At 71.9% G+C, this 21,969-nt stretch carries 25 protein-coding genes (1 of these 25 only partly in view); 10 read left to right on the top strand and 15 right to left on the bottom strand.

Going from position 1 to position 21,969, the window contains the following annotated elements; genetic code table 11:
- A protein-coding gene (locus ACFQUZ_RS20915) for a toxin glutamine deamidase domain-containing protein (protein WP_377444813.1) crosses the window boundary here: on the bottom strand, positions 1-1,977 show its start. The gene continues 26,499 nt to the left of window position 1, outside the view; 1,977 of the gene's 28,476 nt are visible here — the first part of the coding sequence; it begins with the start codon at positions 1,975-1,977; its stop codon lies beyond the left edge, outside the window.
- A gap of 282 nt (positions 1,978-2,259) precedes the next feature.
- On the opposite strand from ACFQUZ_RS20915, the gene ACFQUZ_RS20920 reads away from it, so the two are divergent.
- Positions 2,260-3,162, top strand: a complete 903-nt coding sequence (locus ACFQUZ_RS20920; RefSeq protein ID WP_377444815.1) for an SUKH-3 domain-containing protein — start codon at positions 2,260-2,262, stop codon at positions 3,160-3,162.
- Positions 3,163-3,174: 12 nt separating this feature from the next.
- Here ACFQUZ_RS20920 and ACFQUZ_RS20925 read toward each other — a convergent pair whose 3' ends face one another.
- The 4 genes from ACFQUZ_RS20925 to ACFQUZ_RS20940 form a co-directional block, all read right to left on the bottom strand.
- On the bottom strand, positions 3,175-3,522 hold the full coding sequence (locus ACFQUZ_RS20925; protein WP_377444818.1) for a hypothetical protein: 348 nt from the start codon (positions 3,520-3,522) through the stop codon (positions 3,175-3,177).
- Positions 3,506-3,922, bottom strand: a complete 417-nt coding sequence (locus tag ACFQUZ_RS20930) for a YbaB/EbfC family nucleoid-associated protein (RefSeq protein WP_377444820.1) — start codon at positions 3,920-3,922, stop codon at positions 3,506-3,508. The genes ACFQUZ_RS20925 and ACFQUZ_RS20930 overlap by 17 nt, the downstream gene beginning before the upstream one ends.
- A 78-nt stretch (positions 3,923-4,000) precedes the next feature.
- Positions 4,001-4,939 carry a hypothetical protein gene (locus ACFQUZ_RS20935; protein WP_377444821.1) on the bottom strand — a complete coding sequence of 313 codons (939 nt, stop codon included), beginning with the start codon at positions 4,937-4,939 and terminating at the stop codon, positions 4,001-4,003.
- On the bottom strand, positions 4,936-5,997 hold the full coding sequence (locus ACFQUZ_RS20940; RefSeq protein WP_377444822.1) for an SMI1/KNR4 family protein: 1,062 nt from the start codon (positions 5,995-5,997) through the stop codon (positions 4,936-4,938). Before ACFQUZ_RS20940 ends, ACFQUZ_RS20935 begins: the two co-directional genes overlap by 4 nt.
- 350 nt (positions 5,998-6,347) lie before the next feature.
- Between ACFQUZ_RS20940 and ACFQUZ_RS20945 the strand changes: the two genes are divergently transcribed.
- Positions 6,348-6,539, top strand: coding sequence for a hypothetical protein (locus ACFQUZ_RS20945; protein ID WP_377444824.1), 192 nt, complete (start codon positions 6,348-6,350; stop codon positions 6,537-6,539).
- A gap of 91 nt (positions 6,540-6,630) precedes the next feature.
- Here ACFQUZ_RS20945 and ACFQUZ_RS20950 read toward each other — a convergent pair whose 3' ends face one another.
- The 3 genes from ACFQUZ_RS20950 to gndA all read right to left on the bottom strand — a co-directional run bounded on the left by ACFQUZ_RS20950 (position 6,631) and on the right by gndA (position 9,005).
- The gene (locus ACFQUZ_RS20950) at positions 6,631-6,948 is read right to left on the bottom strand and encodes a WXG100 family type VII secretion target (protein ID WP_377444825.1); all 318 of its coding nucleotides are present in this window, start codon (positions 6,946-6,948) and stop codon (positions 6,631-6,633) included.
- A gap of 33 nt (positions 6,949-6,981) precedes the next feature.
- Positions 6,982-7,323 carry a WXG100 family type VII secretion target gene (locus ACFQUZ_RS20955; protein ID WP_377444827.1) on the bottom strand — a complete coding sequence of 114 codons (342 nt, stop codon included), beginning with the start codon at positions 7,321-7,323 and terminating at the stop codon, positions 6,982-6,984.
- Positions 7,324-7,541: 218 nt separating this feature from the next.
- On the bottom strand, positions 7,542-9,005 hold the full coding sequence (gndA, locus tag ACFQUZ_RS20960; protein ID WP_377444829.1) for an NADP-dependent phosphogluconate dehydrogenase: 1,464 nt from the start codon (positions 9,003-9,005) through the stop codon (positions 7,542-7,544).
- 277 nt (positions 9,006-9,282) lie between these two features.
- On the opposite strand from gndA, the gene ACFQUZ_RS20965 reads away from it, so the two are divergent.
- Positions 9,283-10,170 carry a universal stress protein gene (locus ACFQUZ_RS20965; RefSeq protein ID WP_377444831.1) on the top strand — a complete coding sequence of 296 codons (888 nt, stop codon included), beginning with the start codon at positions 9,283-9,285 and terminating at the stop codon, positions 10,168-10,170.
- Positions 10,170-10,946: a polysaccharide deacetylase family protein gene (locus ACFQUZ_RS20970; RefSeq protein ID WP_377444833.1), complete on the top strand. Its 777-nt coding sequence runs from the start codon at positions 10,170-10,172 to the stop codon at positions 10,944-10,946. The genes ACFQUZ_RS20965 and ACFQUZ_RS20970 overlap by 1 nt, the downstream gene beginning before the upstream one ends.
- A gap of 31 nt (positions 10,947-10,977) precedes the next feature.
- Here ACFQUZ_RS20970 and ACFQUZ_RS20975 read toward each other — a convergent pair whose 3' ends face one another.
- Positions 10,978-11,505 (bottom strand): hypothetical protein, encoded by a 528-nt coding sequence (locus ACFQUZ_RS20975; RefSeq protein WP_377444835.1) that lies wholly within the window; start codon positions 11,503-11,505, stop codon positions 10,978-10,980.
- Positions 11,506-11,620: 115 nt separating this feature from the next.
- Here ACFQUZ_RS20975 and ACFQUZ_RS20980 point away from each other — a divergent pair, with 115 nt between their 5' ends.
- Positions 11,621-12,841 carry a GNAT family N-acetyltransferase gene (locus ACFQUZ_RS20980; protein ID WP_377444837.1) on the top strand — a complete coding sequence of 407 codons (1,221 nt, stop codon included), beginning with the start codon at positions 11,621-11,623 and terminating at the stop codon, positions 12,839-12,841.
- 1 nt (position 12,842) lies between these two features.
- On the top strand, positions 12,843-13,325 hold the full coding sequence (locus ACFQUZ_RS20985; RefSeq protein WP_377444839.1) for a hypothetical protein: 483 nt from the start codon (positions 12,843-12,845) through the stop codon (positions 13,323-13,325).
- Positions 13,326-13,399: 74 nt separating this feature from the next.
- Here ACFQUZ_RS20985 and ACFQUZ_RS20990 read toward each other — a convergent pair whose 3' ends face one another.
- From ACFQUZ_RS20990 to ACFQUZ_RS21005, 4 genes are all read right to left on the bottom strand, one after another.
- Positions 13,400-13,867, bottom strand: coding sequence for a ribose-5-phosphate isomerase (locus ACFQUZ_RS20990; protein ID WP_377444841.1), 468 nt, complete (start codon positions 13,865-13,867; stop codon positions 13,400-13,402).
- Positions 13,868-13,997: 130 nt separating this feature from the next.
- Positions 13,998-15,197 carry a DUF1015 family protein gene (locus ACFQUZ_RS20995; protein WP_377444844.1) on the bottom strand — a complete coding sequence of 400 codons (1,200 nt, stop codon included), beginning with the start codon at positions 15,195-15,197 and terminating at the stop codon, positions 13,998-14,000.
- 72 nt (positions 15,198-15,269) lie between these two features.
- The gene (locus tag ACFQUZ_RS21000) at positions 15,270-15,674 is read right to left on the bottom strand and encodes a hypothetical protein (RefSeq protein ID WP_377444846.1); all 405 of its coding nucleotides are present in this window, start codon (positions 15,672-15,674) and stop codon (positions 15,270-15,272) included.
- 158 nt (positions 15,675-15,832) lie between these two features.
- Positions 15,833-16,456 (bottom strand): disulfide bond formation protein DsbA, encoded by a 624-nt coding sequence (locus ACFQUZ_RS21005; protein WP_377444848.1) that lies wholly within the window; start codon positions 16,454-16,456, stop codon positions 15,833-15,835.
- 224 nt (positions 16,457-16,680) lie between these two features.
- On the opposite strand from ACFQUZ_RS21005, the gene pepN reads away from it, so the two are divergent.
- The 4 genes from pepN to ACFQUZ_RS21025 all read left to right on the top strand — a co-directional run bounded on the left by pepN (position 16,681) and on the right by ACFQUZ_RS21025 (position 21,084).
- Positions 16,681-19,233 carry an aminopeptidase N gene (gene pepN / locus ACFQUZ_RS21010; RefSeq protein WP_377444990.1) on the top strand — a complete coding sequence of 851 codons (2,553 nt, stop codon included), beginning with the start codon at positions 16,681-16,683 and terminating at the stop codon, positions 19,231-19,233.
- A gap of 89 nt (positions 19,234-19,322) precedes the next feature.
- The gene (locus ACFQUZ_RS21015) at positions 19,323-19,895 is read left to right on the top strand and encodes a Uma2 family endonuclease (protein ID WP_377444850.1); all 573 of its coding nucleotides are present in this window, start codon (positions 19,323-19,325) and stop codon (positions 19,893-19,895) included.
- Positions 19,896-19,897: 2 nt separating this feature from the next.
- Positions 19,898-20,467 carry a Uma2 family endonuclease gene (locus ACFQUZ_RS21020; RefSeq protein ID WP_377444852.1) on the top strand — a complete coding sequence of 190 codons (570 nt, stop codon included), beginning with the start codon at positions 19,898-19,900 and terminating at the stop codon, positions 20,465-20,467.
- Between the two features lie 50 nt (positions 20,468-20,517).
- A complete protein-coding gene (locus ACFQUZ_RS21025) occupies positions 20,518-21,084 on the top strand; it encodes a Uma2 family endonuclease (RefSeq protein ID WP_377444855.1) in 567 nt (188 codons plus the stop codon).
- 115 nt (positions 21,085-21,199) lie between these two features.
- Here the strand turns inward: ACFQUZ_RS21025 and ACFQUZ_RS21030 are convergent, their stop codons facing one another.
- The gene (locus ACFQUZ_RS21030; RefSeq protein WP_377444857.1) at positions 21,200-21,616 is read right to left on the bottom strand and encodes a DUF5130 family protein; all 417 of its coding nucleotides are present in this window, start codon (positions 21,614-21,616) and stop codon (positions 21,200-21,202) included.
- Positions 21,603-21,884: a hypothetical protein gene (locus ACFQUZ_RS21035; RefSeq protein WP_377444992.1), complete on the bottom strand. Its 282-nt coding sequence runs from the start codon at positions 21,882-21,884 to the stop codon at positions 21,603-21,605. The genes ACFQUZ_RS21030 and ACFQUZ_RS21035 overlap by 14 nt, the downstream gene beginning before the upstream one ends.
- Positions 21,885-21,969 lie beyond the last annotated feature (85 nt).

A 21,969-nucleotide genomic window follows, 5' to 3' on the forward strand; every position in this document is an offset into this window, starting at 1 on the left:
GTCCGGCCCGCTCGTCCGGGTGGCTGTGGGATCCGCCAGCGTCGGGTCAGGCTGCCCCGGCCTGATCGCGGTGGGATCGGGCGGCGGCCCGTCCGGCAGGGTCGTCTCGCCGGTCCGGGTACCCACCACGGGATCGACGCTCCTGGTGCCGTCCGGTGTCGTGGTCCGGGTCGGCTCGGCCGTACCGGGCCCAGCGTCCGCCGACGGAGTGCCCCCACCGCTGGTCCGGGCGTCCGGGGTCGTCGATTCGCCGACCACGACCGATGGACTGGAGTCGCTCCCGGATCGGTCGCCCCCGTCCGGCCTGGTGACGTCCGGGCCACGCTGCGACCCGGCACCGGCGTCGGAGGACGTGGTCGATGGCGGGGTGGCGTCGGTGTCGCGGGTCGCCGTGGGCGGATCGCCGCCCGCGGTGGGCTCCGGGGACGCCCGGACCGGCTCCGGTGTGGCTCGCGCCGGTTCGCTTGTGTGCGTCTGTCCGCCAGTGCCCGGCGTTGCCTGGTCCGCCCCATCCCGCTCGCCGGAGCTGGTGTGATCACCGGGCCGACTGGTCGTGTCGGCCCGACCGCCAGGGTCGGACTGGGTGGCCGGACTCGACGGACCACCCTGGGTCGACGGACCACCCTGGGTCGACGGACCGGCCTGGGTCGAGGGGGCGGGTCCCGCACCTGTCGCCCCCATCCCCGGTGCGACGCCGGGCAGCGCCGAGGGAGTCAGCGTTGGCGCGGTCGTTCGGTCCGGCGCCGACGCCGGGTCGACGGCCGGCGCCGGGGCCCGGTCGTTGCCGAACAGGTTCCGGAATCCGCCCTCGAAGCTGAGCCCCGCGCGGCCCCGCCGGAAGGCACCACCGGACTCCGTGGCGATCTCCTGGAGGATGGACGGCCCGACATCCTTCATGAGGTTGTCGCTCGTCATGCCGCTGTAGATGCCGAGTTCCCGGAGCCTCGCCTCGTCCGCGAACTGGAGGAACAGCTTGTCGCGACCCATCTGGAAAACGTTGTCGCCGACCTGCCCGACGCCGAACGCCACCGACATCGTGACAATGTCCGGTCGTAGCCGGGCGAGCGGGCCGCCCAGCGCCCCCGTGACGAATCCGTCGATGGTGCCCATCCCGAACTGGAGGAGGGTCCGTTGGTTGAGCGGGACGTTGCCCTCCAGGACCATGATGCCGGTGATGCCACCCTGGATCCCGGCGTTTATCGCGCCGAACCTCAGCCCGCTCACCCCGGCGGTCCTCGCGATGCCCCTCCAGCCACCAGCGACGAATCGTTGCCCGGCGTTGGAGAATCCGGTGCCCGCGGACCGCAACCCGGACCGGAGTGCACCGGGGGTGGCCCGCAAGCCGGCGGGAACGGCCCGAAGACCTGCGGCGCCGGCCTGGGCTGCCGCCCGGGTGCTGATCTTGCCCGCCTCCAGCAGGCCCTTGCGCAGACCGAGCGTCGCTATCTTCGCCGACAGCGCCTGGGCGGCCTTCATGATTCCTAAGCGGGCGGCGGTGATCGCGGCGGGGATGCCCGCGGCAGCGACACCGGTCCATATCAGCGCGATGCACTGGACGAGCGCGTACGCCAGGAAGAGCAGGTTGACGATCGCCATCCACTTCATGGTTTCGAAGCCGACGGCGCCCTCGTGCGTCATCTCGCCCATGCCGGCCAGCACCTCCGCGTTGCTGGCCAGCTCCTTCATGTACTGGTCGAACTCGGTGCGGACGACCTGCGCCGCGGCGTCGCCCTGCCACACCTGCAGGTCTTTCAGGTAGCCGTTGATCTCGTCGAGATGGTTGTGGTATTTCTCCGCGGCCTGCTGGTAGAGCTCGGCGAGGTCGTAGACGTCCCCCTGACGTGCCTCGGGGATCTGGGTCATCATCGAGAACACGTCGAAGCTGGTGGGGATGTACTTGTCGCACTCGAGGAAGAACTGCCGCAGCTCTTCGAGGGCGGTCTCGGCCCAGCTGTCGTCGAGGACGCTGCCGCCCACTGGTCCCCTCCCCCGCGTCGACGCGCGCCACCTCCCCATCGGGCGCACGGCTACGGCCCGACCTTAGAGCATCACCGCCACGGCTCGCGATCCACTCTCGACGTCGTGCGCTGGCCGCACGAAGGGATGCGTCCATGGGCGGTAGGGTCAGGACGGTGACGAGGCGAGAGGTCAGCGGTGGCGAACCAGCGGGAGGAAAGGCTCTCGGTACCGGGCGCCGGGCCGCCGCGCCGCATCCCGGACCTGGGGCCCCGGCAGGTCGCGGGATTCCGATTCGCCAAAGTGTTCGACGAGGCTCCGGGCAAGGCAGACACGGTGATCGCGCCATGGGGAAGTCTGGACGATCCGGATACCCGGCGCCGGGTGCTTGACTACCTGACCGGCGCGACACTCGTCAGGACAAGTTCGACCTACGGCCGCGACATGATCGCCACCGAGCGTCACTTCGCCGTCCGCGCCGAGTACCGCACCGATGGCCGGTGGATCTGGCCACACGCCGCGGCCTACTACCTTGACCAGCACGCGATCGCCCCGGAACCGGAACTGCTCCAGCACATCCTTGCGGCCCAGCGCCCGCCCGCCGTCCCGGAGGACCTGCTCGACGCGGCGCGGGGCGCCTTGAAGGAATACCTCGCCGACCGCGACGAACGGGAAGCCGAGTGGTGGCGGCAGTCCGGCCTGCTGCCCACCGGCGACGAGTCCAGGTTCTCGCCCGAGGTCAACCGGATGCTGCTGGACATGGGGTGGCGCTGCGGCCGGGACATCCGCGAAAAGGTCGACGACTGGCTGCGCCGCCGCAGTCCCATCTACAACGACTACGACGCCGACGACTGGGAGCCGTACGCTCTCGTGCCGACCGCCCTCGAGTTCATGTACGAGTTCGGCGGTCTCGGACATTCCGGTGGCGTGCCGGGCAAGGCGCAGGCCACCATCTTCTTCGCGATCTATCCGGTGACCGGTGACGAGAACCTGGACGCCTGGGCGGGCCGCATCCTGCAGATCGGCGACCGGGAAGACGTCCGGTTATGCCAGGTCGGCGAGGTGGAGCGCGGTCAGGGAGCCCTCGCCGTCGACGAACACGGACACGTCTACATCGCCGGTCCGGCCAACTTCCATGTCGCGGACACCGTCGAGGAAGGCCTGGCCCGCCTCCTCGAAGGCGGGCCAGGCATAGCGGAGATCTGACCGGTACGCCGGTCAGATCTGCACCGAGTTGATGTCCCGCTCGCCGTCGTGGTCGGCCAACTGGTAGCCGTCCATCGCCCGAACCACCCGGTTGCCCGCCGTCAGGCCCAGCTCGCCGGCATCCGTCATCCGGTCCTTCACGGCCTCGCTGATTACCTGACCGTTGTCGACCTTGTTGTACTGGGCGTCGAACTCCTGCCCGAACTTGTCGGATCCCCACGGCTTGGCACTGTCGGCCGTTCTGATCTGGCCGGCGATGCCCTGGACGTCCCCGCTGAACGCCTCCGCCAGGGCCCGCAGCTTGGCGCCCGTTCCGCGGATCTCGTTCGGGTCGCCGTCGATCCTAATGAAGCTTCCCACTGTCGCCCCCTTCCAGCACCTTACCGAGGTCGGCGTCGTGGCTGCGCATCACGTCCACGAGGTTCGCATTTCCGATCATGGCGGTTCCGCCCTCCATGGGCAGGGTCGCATCCATGATCTCCTTGGTCTTCTCGGTCGCGTCATCGACCGCCGCCCGCACGGTCGACAGAATCGAGGCGGCCAGCGCCTTCGAGTTGGGTGTCCGGTAGACCCGGGGATCGATCTCCAGCTCGACGAGTTGACCACGCGGACCGACCACCGCCTTGATCATGCGGTCGGGGGACCACCCGGTGCCGGTCACCTCAAGCATCTTGCGCTGGGTCTCGCCCATGTTCGCCATCGCGCCCTTCAGCTCGTCGAGCATGGCGCGGACCGCAGACATCTGCGGACGCTCGTCCACGATTCCTCCCCCCGGGTGTCGCCCCTCGACAGCGAACCGCATCGACTCCTTCGAGCCTAGACGATCCGCGCGGTCCGGTCAGCCGCGCCGGTCCCCGCGCAGGATGTCGGAAATCGCCCCGATCTCCGGTGTGGACGGCTCCGGTCCGTCGGACACCGGTGCCCATGGTCGGTCATCCGGCCGGTCCGGCCGCGCCGGGTTCGGAGCCGCCGCCGCTGGCGGCGAGACATCGGATGTCGGACCGATCGGTGGCCCAGGATCGCGCACCGACCCGGCGGCCCGCAGCAGCCCCTCGATCCGCTCCCGGGAGAACCGCAGGCTCAGCTGGGTGCGGGGATTGACGGCCAGCTGGTCCGCTTCGGGTGGCCACCGTCGCAGCACGGTGACGAGGTCCTCCGTCAGCACCGACGGGCCAGGGTGCCGCCCGCCGGTGAACACCGTAACCGTGGCCACGCCATCGAGGTCCTCCACCATCCACTGGAGATCCGCCCCGGCCGTCGCCCCGCGCACCGCCACCTCCACCCGCGCGGTCACCAGGGAGTGCAGCACGGCCGCCAGGTCCTCCGCGAGGAGACCGTCGTACATCAGACGCTCGGTGTCGTCCCGCGGGCTCACCGGCGGCTCGTCCGGCAACGACAGCGCCCATACCTGCTCCGCCGAGAGATACACCCCAATCAACGCGGACGGGTTGACCGCCAAGCCCCACGCCGGATCCGGCCAGGCCTGCCGCAGCTCGTTCAGGGTGGTGCCGCGCCACCCGTCGACGGCCTCGCCCGCGCCCCGGTTCAACTCCTCGACGGAGGTGAACACCACCAGATGGCGAACACCCTCGTGGTCGGTGTACAGCAGCCGGCCGGGCTCAGTGAAGCCGGGAAGGTACAACGGGTTGTTGACGAGGATCTCGGCGTACAACTCGATGTCCTCGCGTGCGACCGCGAGAGCCAGCATCCGTTCCACATGGTTCGCCGGCGTCCACTGGACACGGTCGTACCCGGCGGGGAGGTCGGCGTCGCTCATCGTGCCTCGAACATCGCGACGAGCGGATCGGCGGCCGACCGCTCGGCCGGCTGCCACGGCGGTGCCGCCCGGGGCGGCAGGCCGGCGCCGACGAACTCGTCACGCACCTCCCGGGCGAGACCCTCGACCAGCCAGGAGTCGGCCAGCGCGGCCAGCGGCTCCGGCACGGCGACAAGCCTGGCCCACAGGTCGTCCATGCTGTCGGCGCACCGGTGCAGGAGCTCTGCGCAGATCACCTCGGCATCGTAGGCGTCCCGGTCCCGGGGATCGTCGTCGTCCCAGTACCAGACCGAGTCGAGGTCGTCACCGGAGACCTTCACCACGAGCAACCCGCCCTGCACATAACCGACCGGCAGGTAGTCCACGGTGAAACGATCCCGGAACAGGCCCACCACATAGGACAGGTCCTGGAACCGGTCGTCCCGGGCGATGCCGAACAGCGGCTGGTCGGCGATGAATCCGAAGCCGGGCAGCACCCCGGGTGCGGCCGGCCCGGCACCGTTGGTGGCGGCCAGGAAAGCACGGTAGCGGTCGGGCAACGGCCACCCGAGGACCCGCTCCAGGGTGTCCAGAATCTCCTCGGGCACCGGGTCGCCCACCGCGGGACGGATCGCGCCAGCACCGGCGCCGCGCAGGCCGCGACCACCGACGGGCAGCGTGGCCACCGCGCCGGCGTGCCGGAACACGCCATGCAGCTCGATCGGCACCAGCGCCACCTGCCGCGCGCCGCCCTGGTGTGCCCAGCACCATCCGGCCGGTGTGGTGAACGGGTCGGTGTCGGCGAAGAGCGGGTCCCCGTCGGGCTCCCGCGCCGCCCGGGTCGTCACGAGGTTGGCCGCCAGCACGTCGACGACCCGCACCTCGTCCCGGCTGAGCCCGGCTGGCGGCGGCGGTAGCTCGACCACCGCCCGGGCGCAGAGCGGCCAGTCCGGGTGTCCGGCCGGAGTCATCAGCACTCCCTCGCGGTACCGCACCCGCAGCGCGGGCGGACCCGGATGGACCACGCTCATCGCGAGCCCACCGCCCGGCAGGACGGTCGTCGGATCAGGACCGGTCATTGGCGTACGCACCCCCTACCGCCCATTATCGCGAGCGGCGGGTCGGACGCCTCCGGTGGACCGCCCCGGTAATCCACAGCGGCGGCACTCAGCCGCCAACCGGCGGGCGACCCGGTTGACCGGGTGCCTTGGGCCCGCCGCGTACACCGAGCGAGGGACCCGGTCGGCTCGGTTGACCGGGTCCCTTCTGACCCGGCGCTCCGGTACGCGGCGACGACGGGACTCCCGGCGGAGCGGTCGTGTTCGGCGTACCCGGCGGGCGTACCTGTGCCGGCGGTTGCCTGCACGGCATCGACGGAGTGCTCGGGGGTGTTGGAGCGGGACCGCCACCCGTCCGGAGCACTCCTGGCATGCTCTTGCCGGTTCGGTTGGCGAGCGGGTTGTTCGGCGCGGTCAGGTTGGGCGCGTTGAGCGTCGGCCTGGCCAGCCGCCCGGCGTCGAGGTTGGTCAGCGCCCGGGACAGCCCCGGCGGTGTGACCCTCCGGCAACCCGCGATCCTCGACCGGACCGCCCATGCGCTCCCCCGATCACCGCATCCGTGACGGAACGGCCACACATCGTGGTGCATGATCACAAGACGGGGCCAGAGACGCGGGCGGCATCCGGCGATGCCGGATGCCGCCCGCGCGCCACTCAGAAGCTGGACGCGACCTGGTTGTCGATCTGTTGCATCCGGTCGGCGGACGCACCGAGCTTGACGCCGAGCCGACCCAGCGCCTGCTCGATCTCGGTGGCGCCCTGGTTCCACTTGGTCCGCGCCTCGTCGCACGCCTCGGCGGCGGTACCGGACCAGTTTTCGCCAATGAGCTTCTTGAAGTCGTTGTAGAGGTCCTGCAGGGACCCGTTCATCGTGCCCTGGTAGGTGCCGATGGCGGTGGCCACGTCGGCGATGGAGCCGAAATTGTAAGTGATCTCGCTGGTGCTCGTGTTGTAGGAGTACCCGTTCCCCATGGTGCTCACCTCTCGACGTCGGTGCTTGTCGGATCAACCACGCAGCGCCGCGATGACGGTGCTGTTGCCGGTGGCCTCAGCGGCCTGCCGGATCTCGTTCGCCGCGTCCTCGTCCTGCACCCCGTACTGGGTGGAGGCACTGCTGATCTTGCCAGCGAGTTCGTCCAACGCGTTGAGGATCGTGGTCAGACCCGAGTTGAGCTCGGCCGAGACGCCCTGGAGGGCGTTGTTGGCCGAACCGCGCATCCCCGCGCCACCGAGTGACTGGATCCGGTCGAGCAACTGCGCCATGCCGGTCGCCAGCCCCTCACCGGTCTCGTGGCAGCGCTGGGCCATGTGATTGAGCTGCTCCTGCGTGGCCCTTAACTGTGCCAAGGTGGATCCACCCCGCTTCTGTCTCCAGCCCCCGATCCGGGGGGCCTCCCCTTGTGAACGCGCCACGGCGCGCGCGCACCGATAGTCGCGCCATGAAGGTAGCGTGTCACGTCCACTCTGGCTACCTCGGCCCAGCGTGACGAGCTCATCGATTAAACATCGAGACTGTGTAGAACCGTCCGGCGTGGACGTACGTTCACGCCGGACGGTTCATCCCGTCAGGCCGGCGACTCGGACCGGTCGCCCGCCCAGCGCGTGTGGAACGCGCCGTCGCCATCCACCCGGCGGTAGGTGTGCGCGCCGAAATTGTCCCGCAGGCCCTGGATCAGCGCGGCGGGCAGCCGGTCCCGGCGCAGCGCGTCGAAGTAGGCCAACGACGACGAGAAGGCCGGCGTCGGTACGCCGTACCGGGCCGCGTCCAGCACCACCCGGCGCCATCCGGGGACCCCGTCCGCGACGCCCTTGGCGAAGTATGGCGCCGCCATCAGCGTGCTCAGCTCCGGCCGGTCGTCGTACGCCTCCCGGATCCGGTCCAGGAAGCGGGCCCGGATGATGCAGCCGCCACGCCAGATCGTCGCCAGTTGCCCCCGGTCAACCTGCCAGCCGTACTCCTCGCTGCCCGCCAGGATGTGGTCGAAGCCCTGCGCGTACGCGACGATCTTCGAGGCGTACAGCGCCCGGCGCACGTCCTCGACGAACGCCTCCCGGTCGTCCGCCGCCCAGGCCGGTGTCGCGGCGGCGTCCCCGAACGCGTCCACCGCCGCGGCCCGCTGGTCGGCGTGTCCGGACAGCGACCGGGCGAAGGTCGCCTCGGCGATCGCGGTGATCGGCACCCCCAGGTCGAGCGCGCTCTGCACGGTCCACCGGCCGGTGCCCTTCTGCTCCGCCTGGTCTAGCACGATGTCGACGAACGGCCGGCCGGTGCGCGCGTCCGCGTGGCCCAGCACCTCCGCGGTGATCTCGATGAGGAACGACTCCAGGTCGCCCGAGTTCCAACTCCGGAAAATCTCAGCGATCTCCGCCGGGTCCGCGCCCAGCCCGGTCCGCAGCAGGTCGTACGCCTCGGCGATGAGCTGCATGTCGGCGTACTCGATGCCGTTGTGCACCATCTTGACGAAGTGGCCCGCGCCGTCCGGGCCGATGTGCGCGCAGCACGGCGTGCCGTCCACCTGGGCCGCGATCTTCTCGAAGATCGGACCCAGCTTCGCGTACGACTCGGCGGAACCGCCGGGCATGATGCTCGGCCCGAGCAGCGCGCCCTCCTCGCCGCCGGACACGCCGGTGCCGACGAAGTGCAGGCCGTGCTCGCGCAGCGCCGCCTCCCGCCGGCGGGTGTCGGCGTAGTGCGCGTTGCCGCAGTCGACCACGATGTCACCCGGCTCCAGCAGGGGCACCAGTTCGTCGATCACGGCGTCGGTGGGAGCACCGGCCTTGACCATGACGATCACGGCCCGTGGTCGCTCCAGTGCCCCGACGAAATCCGCTAGCGACTCGGCGGCCAGGAAGGTGCCCTCCTCGCCGTGCTCGGCGACGAGGCTGCGGGTGCGTTCCGGTGACCGGTTGTGCACCGCCACCGAGAACCCGTTGCGGGCCAGGTTGCGGGCCAGGTTGCGGCCCATGACCGCCAGCCCGGTCACGCCGATCTGCGCCGTGCCTCGGCCCGGGGTCGTCTGCTCACTCATCGTTTCGCCCACCTGTCCTCGCTCGTCGCCCGCGCCGGGACGCGCACCGCGCCGGCCGCGTGCTGCCGGTGCCGCGGCGGCGGTCGGTCGGGCCGTCGGTCCTCTACCCGGACGGTACGGGAGCGGGACGGCACCGGATCAGTGTCGGTCACCCCGAACCGTCGGAAGGGGACCTGCGGCGGCTCGGGGCGGGTCGGAAGTCCCTGCCCCCGCGGCGGCCCCGGACGGAGGCTGGAGCTGAGCGGAGACACCCGCTCCGCACCTCAAGGAGGCTGCCATGACGACCCCGCAGATCGTGGTCGGTTACGACGGATCCCCCGGCGCCGAGACCGCGCTCGGCTGGGCGCTGGACGAGTCCCGGCGCACCGGGGCGCCGGTGTCCCTGGTGTACGCCCTGGAGCTGGCGTACCTGCCCGGCCCGATCACCCCCCGGCCCACGTACCAACCCGATGCCGGCGCCCGCCGGGCGGCCGAGGCCCTGGTGAACCGGGCGGTGGCCCGAGTCGCCGCCGACCACCCCGACATGGTTGTCCGGGGCGCGGTGCACGACGGTCCGTCAAGCGTCGTGTTGCGCGACCTCTCCCGCGACGCCGGCCTGCTGGTGCTGGGCAGCCGGGGCCATGGTGGCTTCGCCGAACTGCTCGTGGGCTCGACCACCGGCACGGTCGCCACGCACGCGCACTGCCCGGTCGTGGTGGTCCGCGGCGAGACCGCCACCGCGCGGTCCGGGTCCGACCCCGTCCTGGTGGGCGTGGACGGCTCGGCGACCGCGCTGCTGGCCCTGGGCTTCGCGTTCGAGCAGGCGGCCGGGCGGGACGTCCCGCTCCGGGTGCTCAGCACATGGACCCCGCCGGCCCCGGTCTGGCAACTGCCCGCGTTCGACTACTCCGAGGTCAACGCGGCGGAGCGCCGCTCGACCGAGGAACTGTTGACGCCCTGGCGGGAGAAGTACCCGACGGTGCCCGTGGAGGTCACGGTGCTCGCCGAGGACGCCGCCGCGGCGCTGGTCGCGGCCAGCGCGGGCACCCAACTGGTGGTGGTGGGCTCGCGCGGGCGGGGCGGGTTCACCGGACTGCTGCTCGGCTCGGTGAGCCAGCACCTGCTGCATCACAGCAGGTGCCCGGTCGCGGTGGTGCGGGAACGGAAGACCGACGCGCCGGAGTGATGATCCGGCTCCGGCGGGTAGCCCCGGGAATGCCCGGCCGCCCGACGCGTCGTCCGGCCGCGGTCGCCCTGACCGCGGCCGGTGCCGGGCTGGCGCACGCGTTGCCGGCGGCCACGGTGCTGCGCTCGGTCCGGCTCCGGCTGTTCCCCACCCTCTCCGGCGTGGGCCGGGCAGACCGGGTGGCGCTGACCTTCGACGACGGTCCCGACCCGGAGTCCACCCCGCGGTTCGTCGAGGTGCTCGCCGCGCACCGGGTGCGGGCCACGTTCTTCCTCCTCGGCTCGATGGTCGCGCGGGCCCCGGAGGTGGCTGGTGACCTGGTCGCCGCGGGTCACGAGGTCGCCGTGCACGGCTGGGAGCACACAAACCTGCTGCGCCGCGATCCGATTTCGACCTATCGGGACCTGTCCCGGGCCACCGACCTGATCGCCTCCGTGGGCGGCCAACCGCCGCGTTTCTACCGGCCGCCGTACGGCGTACTGACCGGTCCGGCGCTGCTGGCGACCCGGCGGCTCGGGCTTACGCCGGTGCTGTGGACCTGCTGGGGCCGGGACTGGACCCGGGACGCCACGCCGGCGTCAGTGCTCGCCACCCTGCGGAGCGGGCTGGGCGGCGGTGGCACGGTGCTGCTACACGACTCCGACTGCACGTCCGCACCCGGCGCCTGGCGAGCGGCGCTGGGTGCGCTGCCGCGGCTGCTGGCCGAATGCGCGGATGGGGGATGGCGGGTCGGCCCGCTGGGTGAGCATGGCCGCCCAGGAAGGGCCACTCCGTGACGCGCGTTGGCGGGGCACAGCTCGTCGCCGCTCAGGGGCCGAAGATCCAATGCCAGGCCGACATCACCCAGTCGGTCTGCCGCAGGTACGCGATGCCCACGCCGGCCAGGAAGAGACCGGTCAACAGGTGGGCACCCCGGGCGGTGCGCCGGGGACGACCCAGCTGACGCTCCCACACCACCCGACCCAGCAGACGGGTCAGGGCGAACAGTCCGGCCGCGATGAGTAGCGTGAGGACAAAGGCCGCGACGGGACTGGTCAGGTCGCCTCGGGCGGAAATCGCCCAGATCCCCCAGCAGACAAAGGCGAACAGTCCACCGGCCGCGCTCCACTCGCCGCCGCGACGCAACTCCTCCAGGTGGTGCCGGAGCGGCCGTCGGGCGGCCGGTTGCTCGGCGCCGGGCCAGCCGGTGCCGGTCGGCTCGTGCGGCACCGTCGGAAATGGCTCGGTACGGGAGTTCTTGGGCCGTCCCACCGATGCGACGCCACGGCGGTAGGGGTTGTCCTCGGGCGGCAGTTCCACCGTGCGCTCCGCCCACGGAGGTTGCTGATCCGACATCTTTCCTCCCCATCACCGCACGGCGCCCCCGGCCGCGGTCCGACGACCCAGATTCGAGGGTAGCCACCCGAGAAAAGGATCGCCGAAGCCGGCTCGCGTCGGCTAGACAGGACGGATGACCGACGCAGTGCCGATCGTGGTCGGCTCCGCCGCCGACTGGGACGACATCTACGAGTTGCTGCGCGGGGTTTTCCTCCAGACGTACGACGGTGACGAGCGGGAGGTCGAGCGCGGCGTCTACGAGCCTGACCGGACGCTGCTGGTCCGCGAGGGCGGCGTGGTGGTCGCGCACGCCGGCGCGTTCAGCCGGCACCTGTCGGTGCCCGGCGGTGTCCTGCCGGCCGCCCATGTGACCCAGGTCGGGGTGGCGCCCACGCACCGTCGGCGGGGACTGCTCAGTCAGCTGATGCGCCGGCAGCTACGGGAGGTCCGGGACGCCGGCCGGGAGCCGGTCGCGGTGCTCTGGGCCAGTGAGGGAAAGATCTATCCCCGGTACGGGTACGGGTTGGCGGCCCAGCGCCTGCGGATGCGCGTCGACTCCCGGGAGGTCACCCTGGCGCCGGCCGACCGGCGGCTGCGCCTCGCCGACCCGGCGGACGCGTGGCCCGAGCTGGCCGGGGTGTACGAGCGGGTCCGGCCCCACCGGCCCGGCCGGTCCAGCCGGGACGAGCGGTGGTGGCGATTCGTGGTGGCCGACATCGAGGGTCGTCGGGAGGGAGCCACCGAGCGGCGAGCCGTGGTGTCGGAGAGTCCGGACGGCCCGGACGGTTACGCCCTCTACCGCGTCAGGAACGCCTGGGACGAGAACGGTCCGCGCGGCGTCGTCCTCCTCGACGAGATCACCGCGGTGGGGCCCACGGCGTACGCGGCCCTCTGGCGGTTCCTGCTGTCGATCGACCTCACCCGCACCGTCAGCTTCAATTTCGCGGCGGCGGACGAGCCGCTGCTGCACCTGACCGACGAGCACAGCCGGTTGGGCGCCCGGTTGCTGGACGGGCTGTGGATCCGGGTGGTCGACGTGCCGGCCGCGCTCGCCGCCCGCCGGTACGCCGCACCCGTGGACCTGGTGATCGAGGTGTCGGACCCGGTGCTGCCCGAGAACGCCGGGCGCTGGCGGCTCACCGGCGACGCCGACGACGCCCGCTGTGCGCCCAGCTCGGACAGCGCCGATCTGAGCTGTGACGTCCGGGACCTGGGGGCGGTCTACCTCGGCGGCCCGTCGATGGCCGCGCTGGCCGCCGCGGGCCGGGTCCGCGAGCTGCGTCCGGGTGCGGCCGCCGAGGCGGCGGCCGCATTCGCCTGGTACCCGGGACCGGTGGCGATGGAGGTCTTCTGAGATGGCGGACATCGAGCGGCGACGGCGGCGGTCCCGGCACGCCCACGGAACCGGCGCGGCGAACGGAACCGACATGGCCACCGGGCCGGCCAGCGCCCGCGCACCGGCGGGCCCCGGCACACCGGTGGGCCCGCGGACATCGGCGAGCGCCGGCGCACCGGGTGGCACGGCGGCCGCTGGCACGGCGGCCGCTGGCGCGGCGCCGGGTCGGGGAACCGACGGCTCGATCAGCACCGCGGATGTGCACGACCCCGAGTCCGTCGAACGGCGCCGCCCGCCGGCCGACGACCGGGACGGCGAGCGCGGGTTGCGCGGCCTGGTCGGGTCCGGGTCGTCCCAGGTCGGGGTCGGAGCCGCGCTGCGCGCCCGGGACGCGGCCCGGCCCACCGATCGGCATCTGGCCGAGGCCGAGGCGAACCTGACGATGGTCCGGCGCAACTGGGTGCCCCGGGACGAGCTTCCCCGCTCCGGCCGCCGAGACTGATCATCCGGGCGCGACGAGCCGCGCTGCCGGGCGACCGCCGTCGGCAGTCCGGCAGTCGCGGCCCGGTCCGGCGGTCAGGACAACGCCGGCAGTTCGCCCGACCGCTCGTACGCCGCCACCTGCGCGATCCGCCGCGCGTGCCGGTCACCACCGGAGAACGGCGCGGTGAGGAACGCCTCGACGATGTTTGTCGCCTCGTCCAGCGTGTGCTGCCGAGCGCCGATCGCCACCACGTTTGCGTCATTGTGCTCGCGGGCCAACCGTGCCGTGTCGACGTTCCAGGCCAGCGCGGCCCGGACCCCGGTCACCTTGTTCGCGGCGATCTGTTCACCGTTCCCGGAGCCGCCGATCACCACGGCGAGGCTGCCCGCATCGGCCACCACCCGAATGCCGGTGTGCAGGCAGAACGTCGGGTAGTCGTCGTCCGGGTCGAAGGCGTGCGGCCCGACGTCCACGACGTCGTAGCCCTGCTTGGCCAGGTGGTTGACCAGGTGCACCTTCAACTCGAAGCCGGCGTGGTCGGATCCCAGGTAGACGCGCATACCGCGCAGTCTGTCAGCCCGACCGCCGGTCCGACGCCCGGGCATCCCCCGGTGCGGATCCGTCACACGACGGATACTCGCAACCGCCGCCTAGGCCGGTCGGCCGGCGGTTGCGGCAGCCGAGGACCGGTCAGCCGGGCAGCTCGGCCAGCACCAGCCCGCCGCGGGCCTTGGGCGTGAACCAGGTGCTCTTGCGGGGCATCTTCTGCCGGGCCAGGTTCACCGCGACGAAGTCGTCCACCGTCACCGGGGCGATCAGCACGGCGAGCTCGGCCCGCCCGGCGTCCACCTCGCCGACCAGCCAACTCGCCGGATAGTCCCCGCCGACGTAGGTGATCCGCTTGTCCCCGGGGTCCAGCCCCAACACCTCGCGCAACAGCACCCGCTCGACCAGGGCATGATCCAGGTTCTCCACCGCCGTACCGGGGCCGGCGGGCAGGCCCACCGCGTAGGTCCGGCCGCCGGTGCGGATCCGCACCGGCTCCCCGGGCGCGGGAACGGTGACCGGGTCGTCCAGCTCGTCCACCGTCGCGCCGGCGGCGCGCAGTCGGTCCGGCAGCTCGTCGGGACCGACCGTCAGCTCGGCGACCAACCGGTTGTAGGGCTGGATGGCCACCGACGCCGGGGTGGTCACCACGGCGAGGAACCGGGTCAGGCCACCGGTCTGCGCGGCCAGGCTGCGATGGTTGCCGTCGGCGACCACCAGCTCACCGCCGCCGGCCAGGGCGAGCAGTTCCTCCTGCGCCGGGCCGGGGCCGAGCAGCCAGATCGCGTGGGTACGCCCGACCTGGTCGACGTCGGTCGCGGCGGGCGCCCCGGCCGCCTCGGTCGCGGTCGCGAGCGCGGCGTGCAGGCGCGCGCCCGACCCGGTCTGCAGCAGCAGTACGGGTGACAGGAGGTGGCCGACGGCCTCGGCGAGGGCGACCCGCTCCCGTACCTTCTCCACGAAGACGTCCTCGTTCCGGATGACCAGGCCCGGCTCGTCCGCGCTCGTGGAGATCTGGTCGGTGTCCACCATCGCCCACAGCCCGTACGCGGGTTCCTCCACCGGTGAACTGATCCGGTAGAGGACGACCACCTGTTCCGCTGGCGTGTAGCTGCCGTCGGCCTTCGCCTCGGCGAGTCGGGCGGCCGCGGCGGGCAGCGCGTCGGCGAACGACCGACCGAGGCTCTCCGGCGCCCGGTGCGGCATCTCGATGGCGAGCGCGCTGTGCGGATTCGCCTCGACGATCGCGGTGATCTCCGCGTCGTCGGCGAATTCGTCGTAGTTCTGCGCGCCGGTGCCGCCGGTGGTGATCCAGGCCCGGGTGATCGGGTGCACGACCGTCATGACCGCAGACGCTACCGGCGCCGCTCGACCGGGTGGCGGATACCCCGGCTTCCGGGAGCGGCGGCGCTACTCCTATCCGGTGGGGGTGGCACGCCGGTGCCGGCCGGGTGGGCGCCGGGTGCCGACGTTCCGGGTCCGGGCCGCCGGCGAGGTCCCCGGCGCACCGATCCGCGTGGCGATCCCCGGGACGCCTCCCACCTGTGCTGTCCGGACCGGCACCGTGGGCGGCGCCACGGGCACGGTGAATGGCACTGCCGTCGCGGGAACCGTCGGTGGTGGTGTCGTCACCGCGGCCACCGGGACGGCGCCCACCACGATCGGCGGCGCGAGGAGGTCGATCAGGTCGTCGGGTAGCCCCGGCCGCAGCGTGGACCACGCGCAGTCGTCCACCGACCAGTACGCGGCGCCGAGGTTGCAGGAGATCGCGTCGGCCACGGTGGCCGGCGGGTCCTCGGCGGTGCGGTGGTGCTTGCCCATGAAACGCCTCCCTCGGGTCGCCACCCGACACCACGGCGGCGGGCCGCCGAGACGCCTGATCGTCCTGGCCACACCGCATGCGTCAGCGACACGATATCGACTACGGCCAGGTGGTTCGGGCGGTTCGCGGAAATCCGGGGTGGGCTGCCGGGGCCGGATCAGTCGAAGGTCGGCTCCAGGTCCCGCGAGCGCTTCAGCTCGAAGAAGCCCGGCGTGCCGGACACCATGAGAACGCCGTCCCACAGCCGCCCGGCCTCCGCACCGCGCGGAGCGGGGGTCACCACGGGACCGAAGAAGGCGACCGGCTTGCCGGCCGGCCCGGGAGCGTGGATGACGGGCGTGCCGACGTCGGTGCCGACCGGCTTCATCCCGGCGTTGTGGGAGGCCCGCAGGGCGTCGTCGTACTCCGTGGAGACCGCGGCCTTGACCAGGTCCGGGTCCAGGCCGGCGTCGGCCAGCGCCGCCGCGTACAGCGCCGTCCCCCGCTCCTCGCCGGCGGGGTGGATCCGGGTGCCGAGCGCCGTGTAGAGGTCGCGCAGCACCCGCGGGCCGTACCGCTGCTCGGCGGCGACGCAGATCCGCACCGGCGCCCATCCGGTGTCCATCAGTTTCCGGTAGTCCTCCGACAGGTCCCGACCCTCGTTGAGCACCGACAGGCTCATCACGTGGAAGGCCACCTCCACCGGCCGGACCCGCTCCACCTCCAGCAGCCAGCGGGAGGTCAGCCAGGCCCAGGGACAGATCGGGTCGAACCACATATCTACGGTCGTACGCTCTGCCACGGTGAATCCCCTCCGCGTGTCGGCCGGACGGCCACCACCGCCCATCCCATCGATCATTGCCCCGCGCACCGGTCCCCGCCGGGGAACTGGCCGTGACCTGCCCCACCCGGCGACCGCCCGGCCGTGCGAGACTCCAAACGAGGCCCGTCACCGTGGACGGGTCCGCGGTCGCCGGACCGGGACGGGCGCCATGATCGAAATGGATGGAGATTCACGTGCCGGGTGTGCGCAACCTGACCCAGGACGAGGCGACCGAGCGGGCCCGCCTGCTTGACGTCCTCGGCTACGACATCGACCTCGACCTGTCGGCGGCAGGGCGGACCTCCGGCGACCGGACGTTCCGCGGGGTCACCACGGTCCGGTTCCGCTGCGTCGAACCCGGCGCGAGCACGTTCATCGAGCTGGCGGCCGCGCGGGTGGGCTCGGCCACGCTGAACGGCGAGCCGCTCGACGTGGCCGGCTGGTCGGCCGAGCGCGGCCTGGCGTTGCCCGCGCTGGCCGCCGAGAACACCCTCGTGGTGGAGGCCGACTTCCGCTACTCGGACAGCGGGCAGGGACTGCACCGAAGCGTCGACCCGGTGGACGGCGAAAGCTACCTCTACAGCCAGTTCGAGACGGTCGACGCGCAGCGGGTGTTCGCCTGCTTCGACCAGCCGGACCTGAAGAGTGTTTTCACCTGGCACGCCACCGTGCCGGCCCACTGGCGGGTGGTCTCGAACATGCCGGTGGAGCGCGAGGAGCCCCGCGACGCCGAGACGAAGACGGTGCACTTCGCCGAGTCGGTGCGGATGAGCACGTACGTCACGGCGCTGTGCGCCGGGCCGTACCACGAGGTGCGGGAGACCCACGACGGCATCGACCTGGGTGTCTACTGTCGGGCCTCGATGGCGCCGCACCTGGACGCCGAGGACATCCTGTTGATCACTAAGCAGGGTTTCGACTTCTTCCACGAGCAGTTCGGCGTGCGCTTCCCGCTGCCGAAGTACGACCAGCTCTGGGTCCCCGACTTCAACGCCGGCGCGATGGAGAACTTCGCCTGCGTCACCCACGCCGAGGCGCACTACCTGTTCCGCTCGCAGGTCACCGACTACGAGTACGAGCAGCGGGCGAACACCATCCTGCACGAGCTGGCGCACATGTGGTTCGGCGACCTGGTGACCATGCGCTGGTGGAACGACCTGTGGCTGAACGAGTCGTTCGCCGAGTGGGCCAGCCACTGGGCGAACACCAACGCCACCCGGTTCACCGACGCCTGGACGACCTTCCTCTCCGTTCGCAAGAACTGGGGCTACCGGCAGGACCAGCTTTCCTCCACCCACCCGGTGTACTGCGAGATGCCGGACATGGAGGCCGTCGAGGTCAACTTCGACGGCATCACGTACGCCAAGGGTGCCAGCGTGCTCAAGCAGCTCGTCGCGTACGTCGGGGCGGAGCCGTTCCTCGCGGGTCTGCGTGCCTACTTCGACAAGCACGCCTGGGGCAACGCCACCTTCGACGACCTGCTCAGTGAGCTGGAGGCGGCGTCCGGCCGGGAGTTGCGCAAGTTCGCCGCCCAGTGGCTGGAGACGGCTCAGGTCAACACGCTGCGTCCGGAGCTGACCATCGGCGCCGACGGGCGGTACGAGCGGGTGGTGGTACGCCAGGAGGCGCCCGTCGACCATCCCACGCTGCGTACGCACCGGATCGGTGTGGGCCTGTACGACCTGGCCGACGGTCGGTTGGCCAGGCGGCAGCGGATCGAGGTCGACGTGACCGGGGCGGCCACCGAGCTGACCGACCTGGTCGGGGTGCCCGCGGCCGACGTGTTGCTGCTCAACGACGACGACCTGACGTACGCCAAGCTGCGGCTGGACGAACGGTCGATGGCATGCGTGGTCGAGCACATCGCCGGCTTCGACTCCTCGCTGTCGCGGGCCTTGTGCTGGACCGCCGCCTGGGACATGGTGCGCGACGCCGAACTGGCCGCCCGCGACTACGTGGCGCTGGTCCTGGCCGGGCTGCCCCGGGAGACCGACATCAACCTGGTGACCTCGACCCTGCGCCAGGTCGGGGCAGCGCTCAGCATGTACGCCGATCCGGCCTGGGCCGAGCAGGGCTGGGCGGGGCTCGCGCGTACCGCAGCGACCGCGCTGCGCACGGCGGCCCCGGGTAGCGGCTTCCAGCTGGCCTGGGCGCGTGCCTTCGCTTCCGCGTCCCGCTCGGACGATGACCTGGCGACGCTGCGTTCCTGGCTGGACGGCACCGAGGTACCGGACGGCCTGACCGTGGACACCCAGTTGCGCTGGACGGTGTTGCAGGCGTTGGTGGCCAACGGCGCCGCCGGCTCGGCGGAGATCGAGGCCGAGTTGTCCGCCGACCGGACGAGCAGCGGCGAGCGGGAGGCCGTGCTCAGCTCGGCGCTGGTGCCGACCGCGGCGAACAAGGCACGGGTGTGGGCCGAGTTGACCGGCGACGAGGCGCCGCCGAACTGGCGCCATCGGGCGCTGCTGCAGGGGCTTCAGCATCCGGGCCAGGTGGAGCTGATCGCGCCGTACACGGAGAAGTTCTTCGCCGACGCCGACCGGGTGTGGGCCAAGCGGGACAGCGAACCGGCGGCGGAGTTCGCCCTGCTGGCGTACCCGGCGTACCAGGTCAGCGAGGAGACGGTGGCGGCGACCGACACCTGGTTGGCGGCGACCGGGCACCCGGCGCCGCTGCGCCGGCTGGTGGCCGAGGGCCGGGACGGGGTGGTCCGCGCGTTGCGTGCCCGGGCCCGGGACGCCAGCGCCGCCGGCTGATCGGCCGCGACACGGATCGCGGGGGCGGCAGCCGGCGGACCGGCGGGCCGCCCCCGCTGTCGTAGGGTGACTTCGGAGAGGTGGTGACGATGGCGCAACCAACCTTCTGGCACCCGCCGGAGCGGGGCTGGGCCGAACACGACCTTGGGGCACTGCCGGCCGACGGCTACCGCTACGAGATCATCGACGGGGGCCTGCACATGACGCCACCGGCCGGGTTCGAACACCACGAGCTTGCCGATGAGGTGCGGATGGCGCTGCGGGCCGCCGCGCCGGCCGGATGGCGGGTGATCCGGGAGGCCGGCGTACGGGTTCCGGGAGGAAACCTCATCCCGGACGTCACGGTGCTCCGGCCCGGTGCGCCACGAAGCGGCATGTGGCTCGATGCCGAGCACGTCGCGCTGGTGGTGGAGGTGGAGTCGGCGAGCAGCCGGCGGCACGACCGGTTCACCAAGCCGGCCCTGTACGCGGAGGCCGGCATCGAGGCGTACTGGCGGATCGAGCAGGGCGATTTCGGTCCGGTGCTGCACCTGTACGAGCTGGTCAAGGGCGACAGTTACGCATTGATCCGGACGCTCGGCCCGGACGACCGGGCGACGGTGCCGCAGCCGTTTCCGGTGGAGGTTCATCCCGCCCGCTGGCGGCTGTCGGAGGGGTGGTGACGATGGCGCAGCCTGTCTACGAATGGCGTCCGCGTGAGCACGGCTGGCGGGAACAGGACCTTCTCGATCTACCGGGCGATGGCAGCCGCTACGAGATCATCGACGGGAGCCTGCACGTGACCCCTCCGGCGGACCTCGGTCATCACCGGATCGCGCATCGGGCCAGCCTGACGTTGGACCTCGCCGTTCCGCCGGGGTGGCTGGCCATCCGCGAGATCGGGCTTCGGCTTCCTGGCGGCAACGTCATACCGGACATATCCGTGGTCCGTGATACCGCCCCGGACGAGGAGATGTGGGCCGACCCGAAGGACGTCGCGCTTGTCGTCGAGGTGGAATCACCGAGCAGCCGCCGGCACGACCGCATCACCAAGCCCGGACTGTACGCCGAGGCGGGCATCGAGTCGTACTGGCGGATCGAGCGGACCGACGACGGCCCGGTGGCCCACGTCTACCAGCTCGCCGACGCCGGCCACTACGAGCTGTTCGCCTCGGTCGGACCGGCGGACAGCGTCCGGGTCGAACGGCCCTTCCCCGTCGACGTCACCCCTGCTGATTGGCTGACCCATCGATGACGCGTGACCGGTCCACCCTGTCGTAGGCTGAGTTCGGAGAGGTGGTGACGATGGCGCAACCGACCTTCTGGCATCCGCCGGACCAGGACTGGGCCGAGCGCGACCTCGAGTCGCTGCCGACCGACGGGCACCGCTACGAGATCGTCAAAGGAGCGCTGGTCGTGACCCCTCCGGCCGACGACAACCACCACGAGTTGGCCGACGAGCTGCGGGCCGAGCTGCGGGCCGACCTGCCCGCCGGGTGGCGGGTGATCCGGGAGATCGGGATCCGCCTGGTGGAGAGCAACGCGATCCCAGACGTCACGGTGCTGCGACCGGGCGCTCCGCGCGGCGTCAAGTGGCACGAGGCGAAGTCCGTCGCGCTCGTTGTCGAGGTGGAGTCCCGGAGCAGCCGCGGCACCGGCCGCTTCGCCAAGCCGGGCCTGTACGCGGAGGCCGGCATCGAGTCGTACTGGCGGATCGAGCGGACCGACGACGGCCCGGTGGCCCACGTCTACCAGCTCGCCGACGCCGGCCACTACGAGCTGTTCGCCTCGGTCGGACCGGCCGACAGCGTCCGGGTCGAACGGCCCTTCCCCGTCGACGTCATCCCCGCCGCCTGGATGCCCCGGGGCTGACGGCGGTCGGACAGCATCGCGGTCGGACATCCGTCGGCGTCCGGCCGCATCGTGCGGCTCGGCTCGGCGTCGGCGGCGGCGGGTCAGCTCGGCGGGTCGGCGGCGGCAGGTCAGCTCAGCGGTCGGCGGCGGCCTTGCCGGCGCGGCTGGCGAGCTGGTCGAGCCCGGAGACGATGCCACCGGCGAGGTCTCCACCACCGAAGGCGGCCACCATGGACAGCGCCGCGAGCTTGGCGTCCCGGTCGGGAATCCGGCGCCGGGCCTGGGCGCCGGTCACCACCTCGAGCTGGCGCTGGTTGGGCGAGAGGGCGATCAGCACCGCGTTGTCGGGATCGGCGAGCTGCTTATGCAGTCGCTCGGCGTGTTCCCGGGTCGGCTCGTCGAGGGCGCCGACGTAGACCGAGAAGACCAGGCCGGTCGCCCGGTCCGCCAGCCGCAGCGCCTCGTCGATGCGCAGCAGTTGGCGGGTCGTAAACGGACCGTCGAGAACCGCGGGGCGCTCGCCCCGGGTCGCCACGTCACCAGCGGTCACTTGCGCCTCCCGTCGCGCCGATCCGGGCGGTGTGCTCCGGCTTGTGCTCGACCTCGCGGCTGGTCAGCGCCGGAGCCTGTGCGCCGACGGGCAGGGCCACCCCGGCCGTCTCGGCGAGCTGCTCCGGCGCGGAAAGGAACCACACCGGGGTGAAGTCGAAGGGCCGACCCGGCCGGTACCGCCGCTTGGCCTGGCCATCCCGGCCGGCCAGCGACAGCGCGGAGATCACCGCCAGCACGATCGCCGGGATGGCGACGAAGATCAGCAACGTCTCGGTAACAGACAACCTCAACGCCCCCAGGCGAAGATGTGAAATTTCGGGTGCCGGTCGGCGCGGTCGCGACCTACCGACT

Source organism: Plantactinospora sp. GCM10030261 (assembly GCF_042666615.1).
Taxonomy (GTDB): domain Bacteria; phylum Actinomycetota; class Actinomycetes; order Mycobacteriales; family Micromonosporaceae; genus KBS50.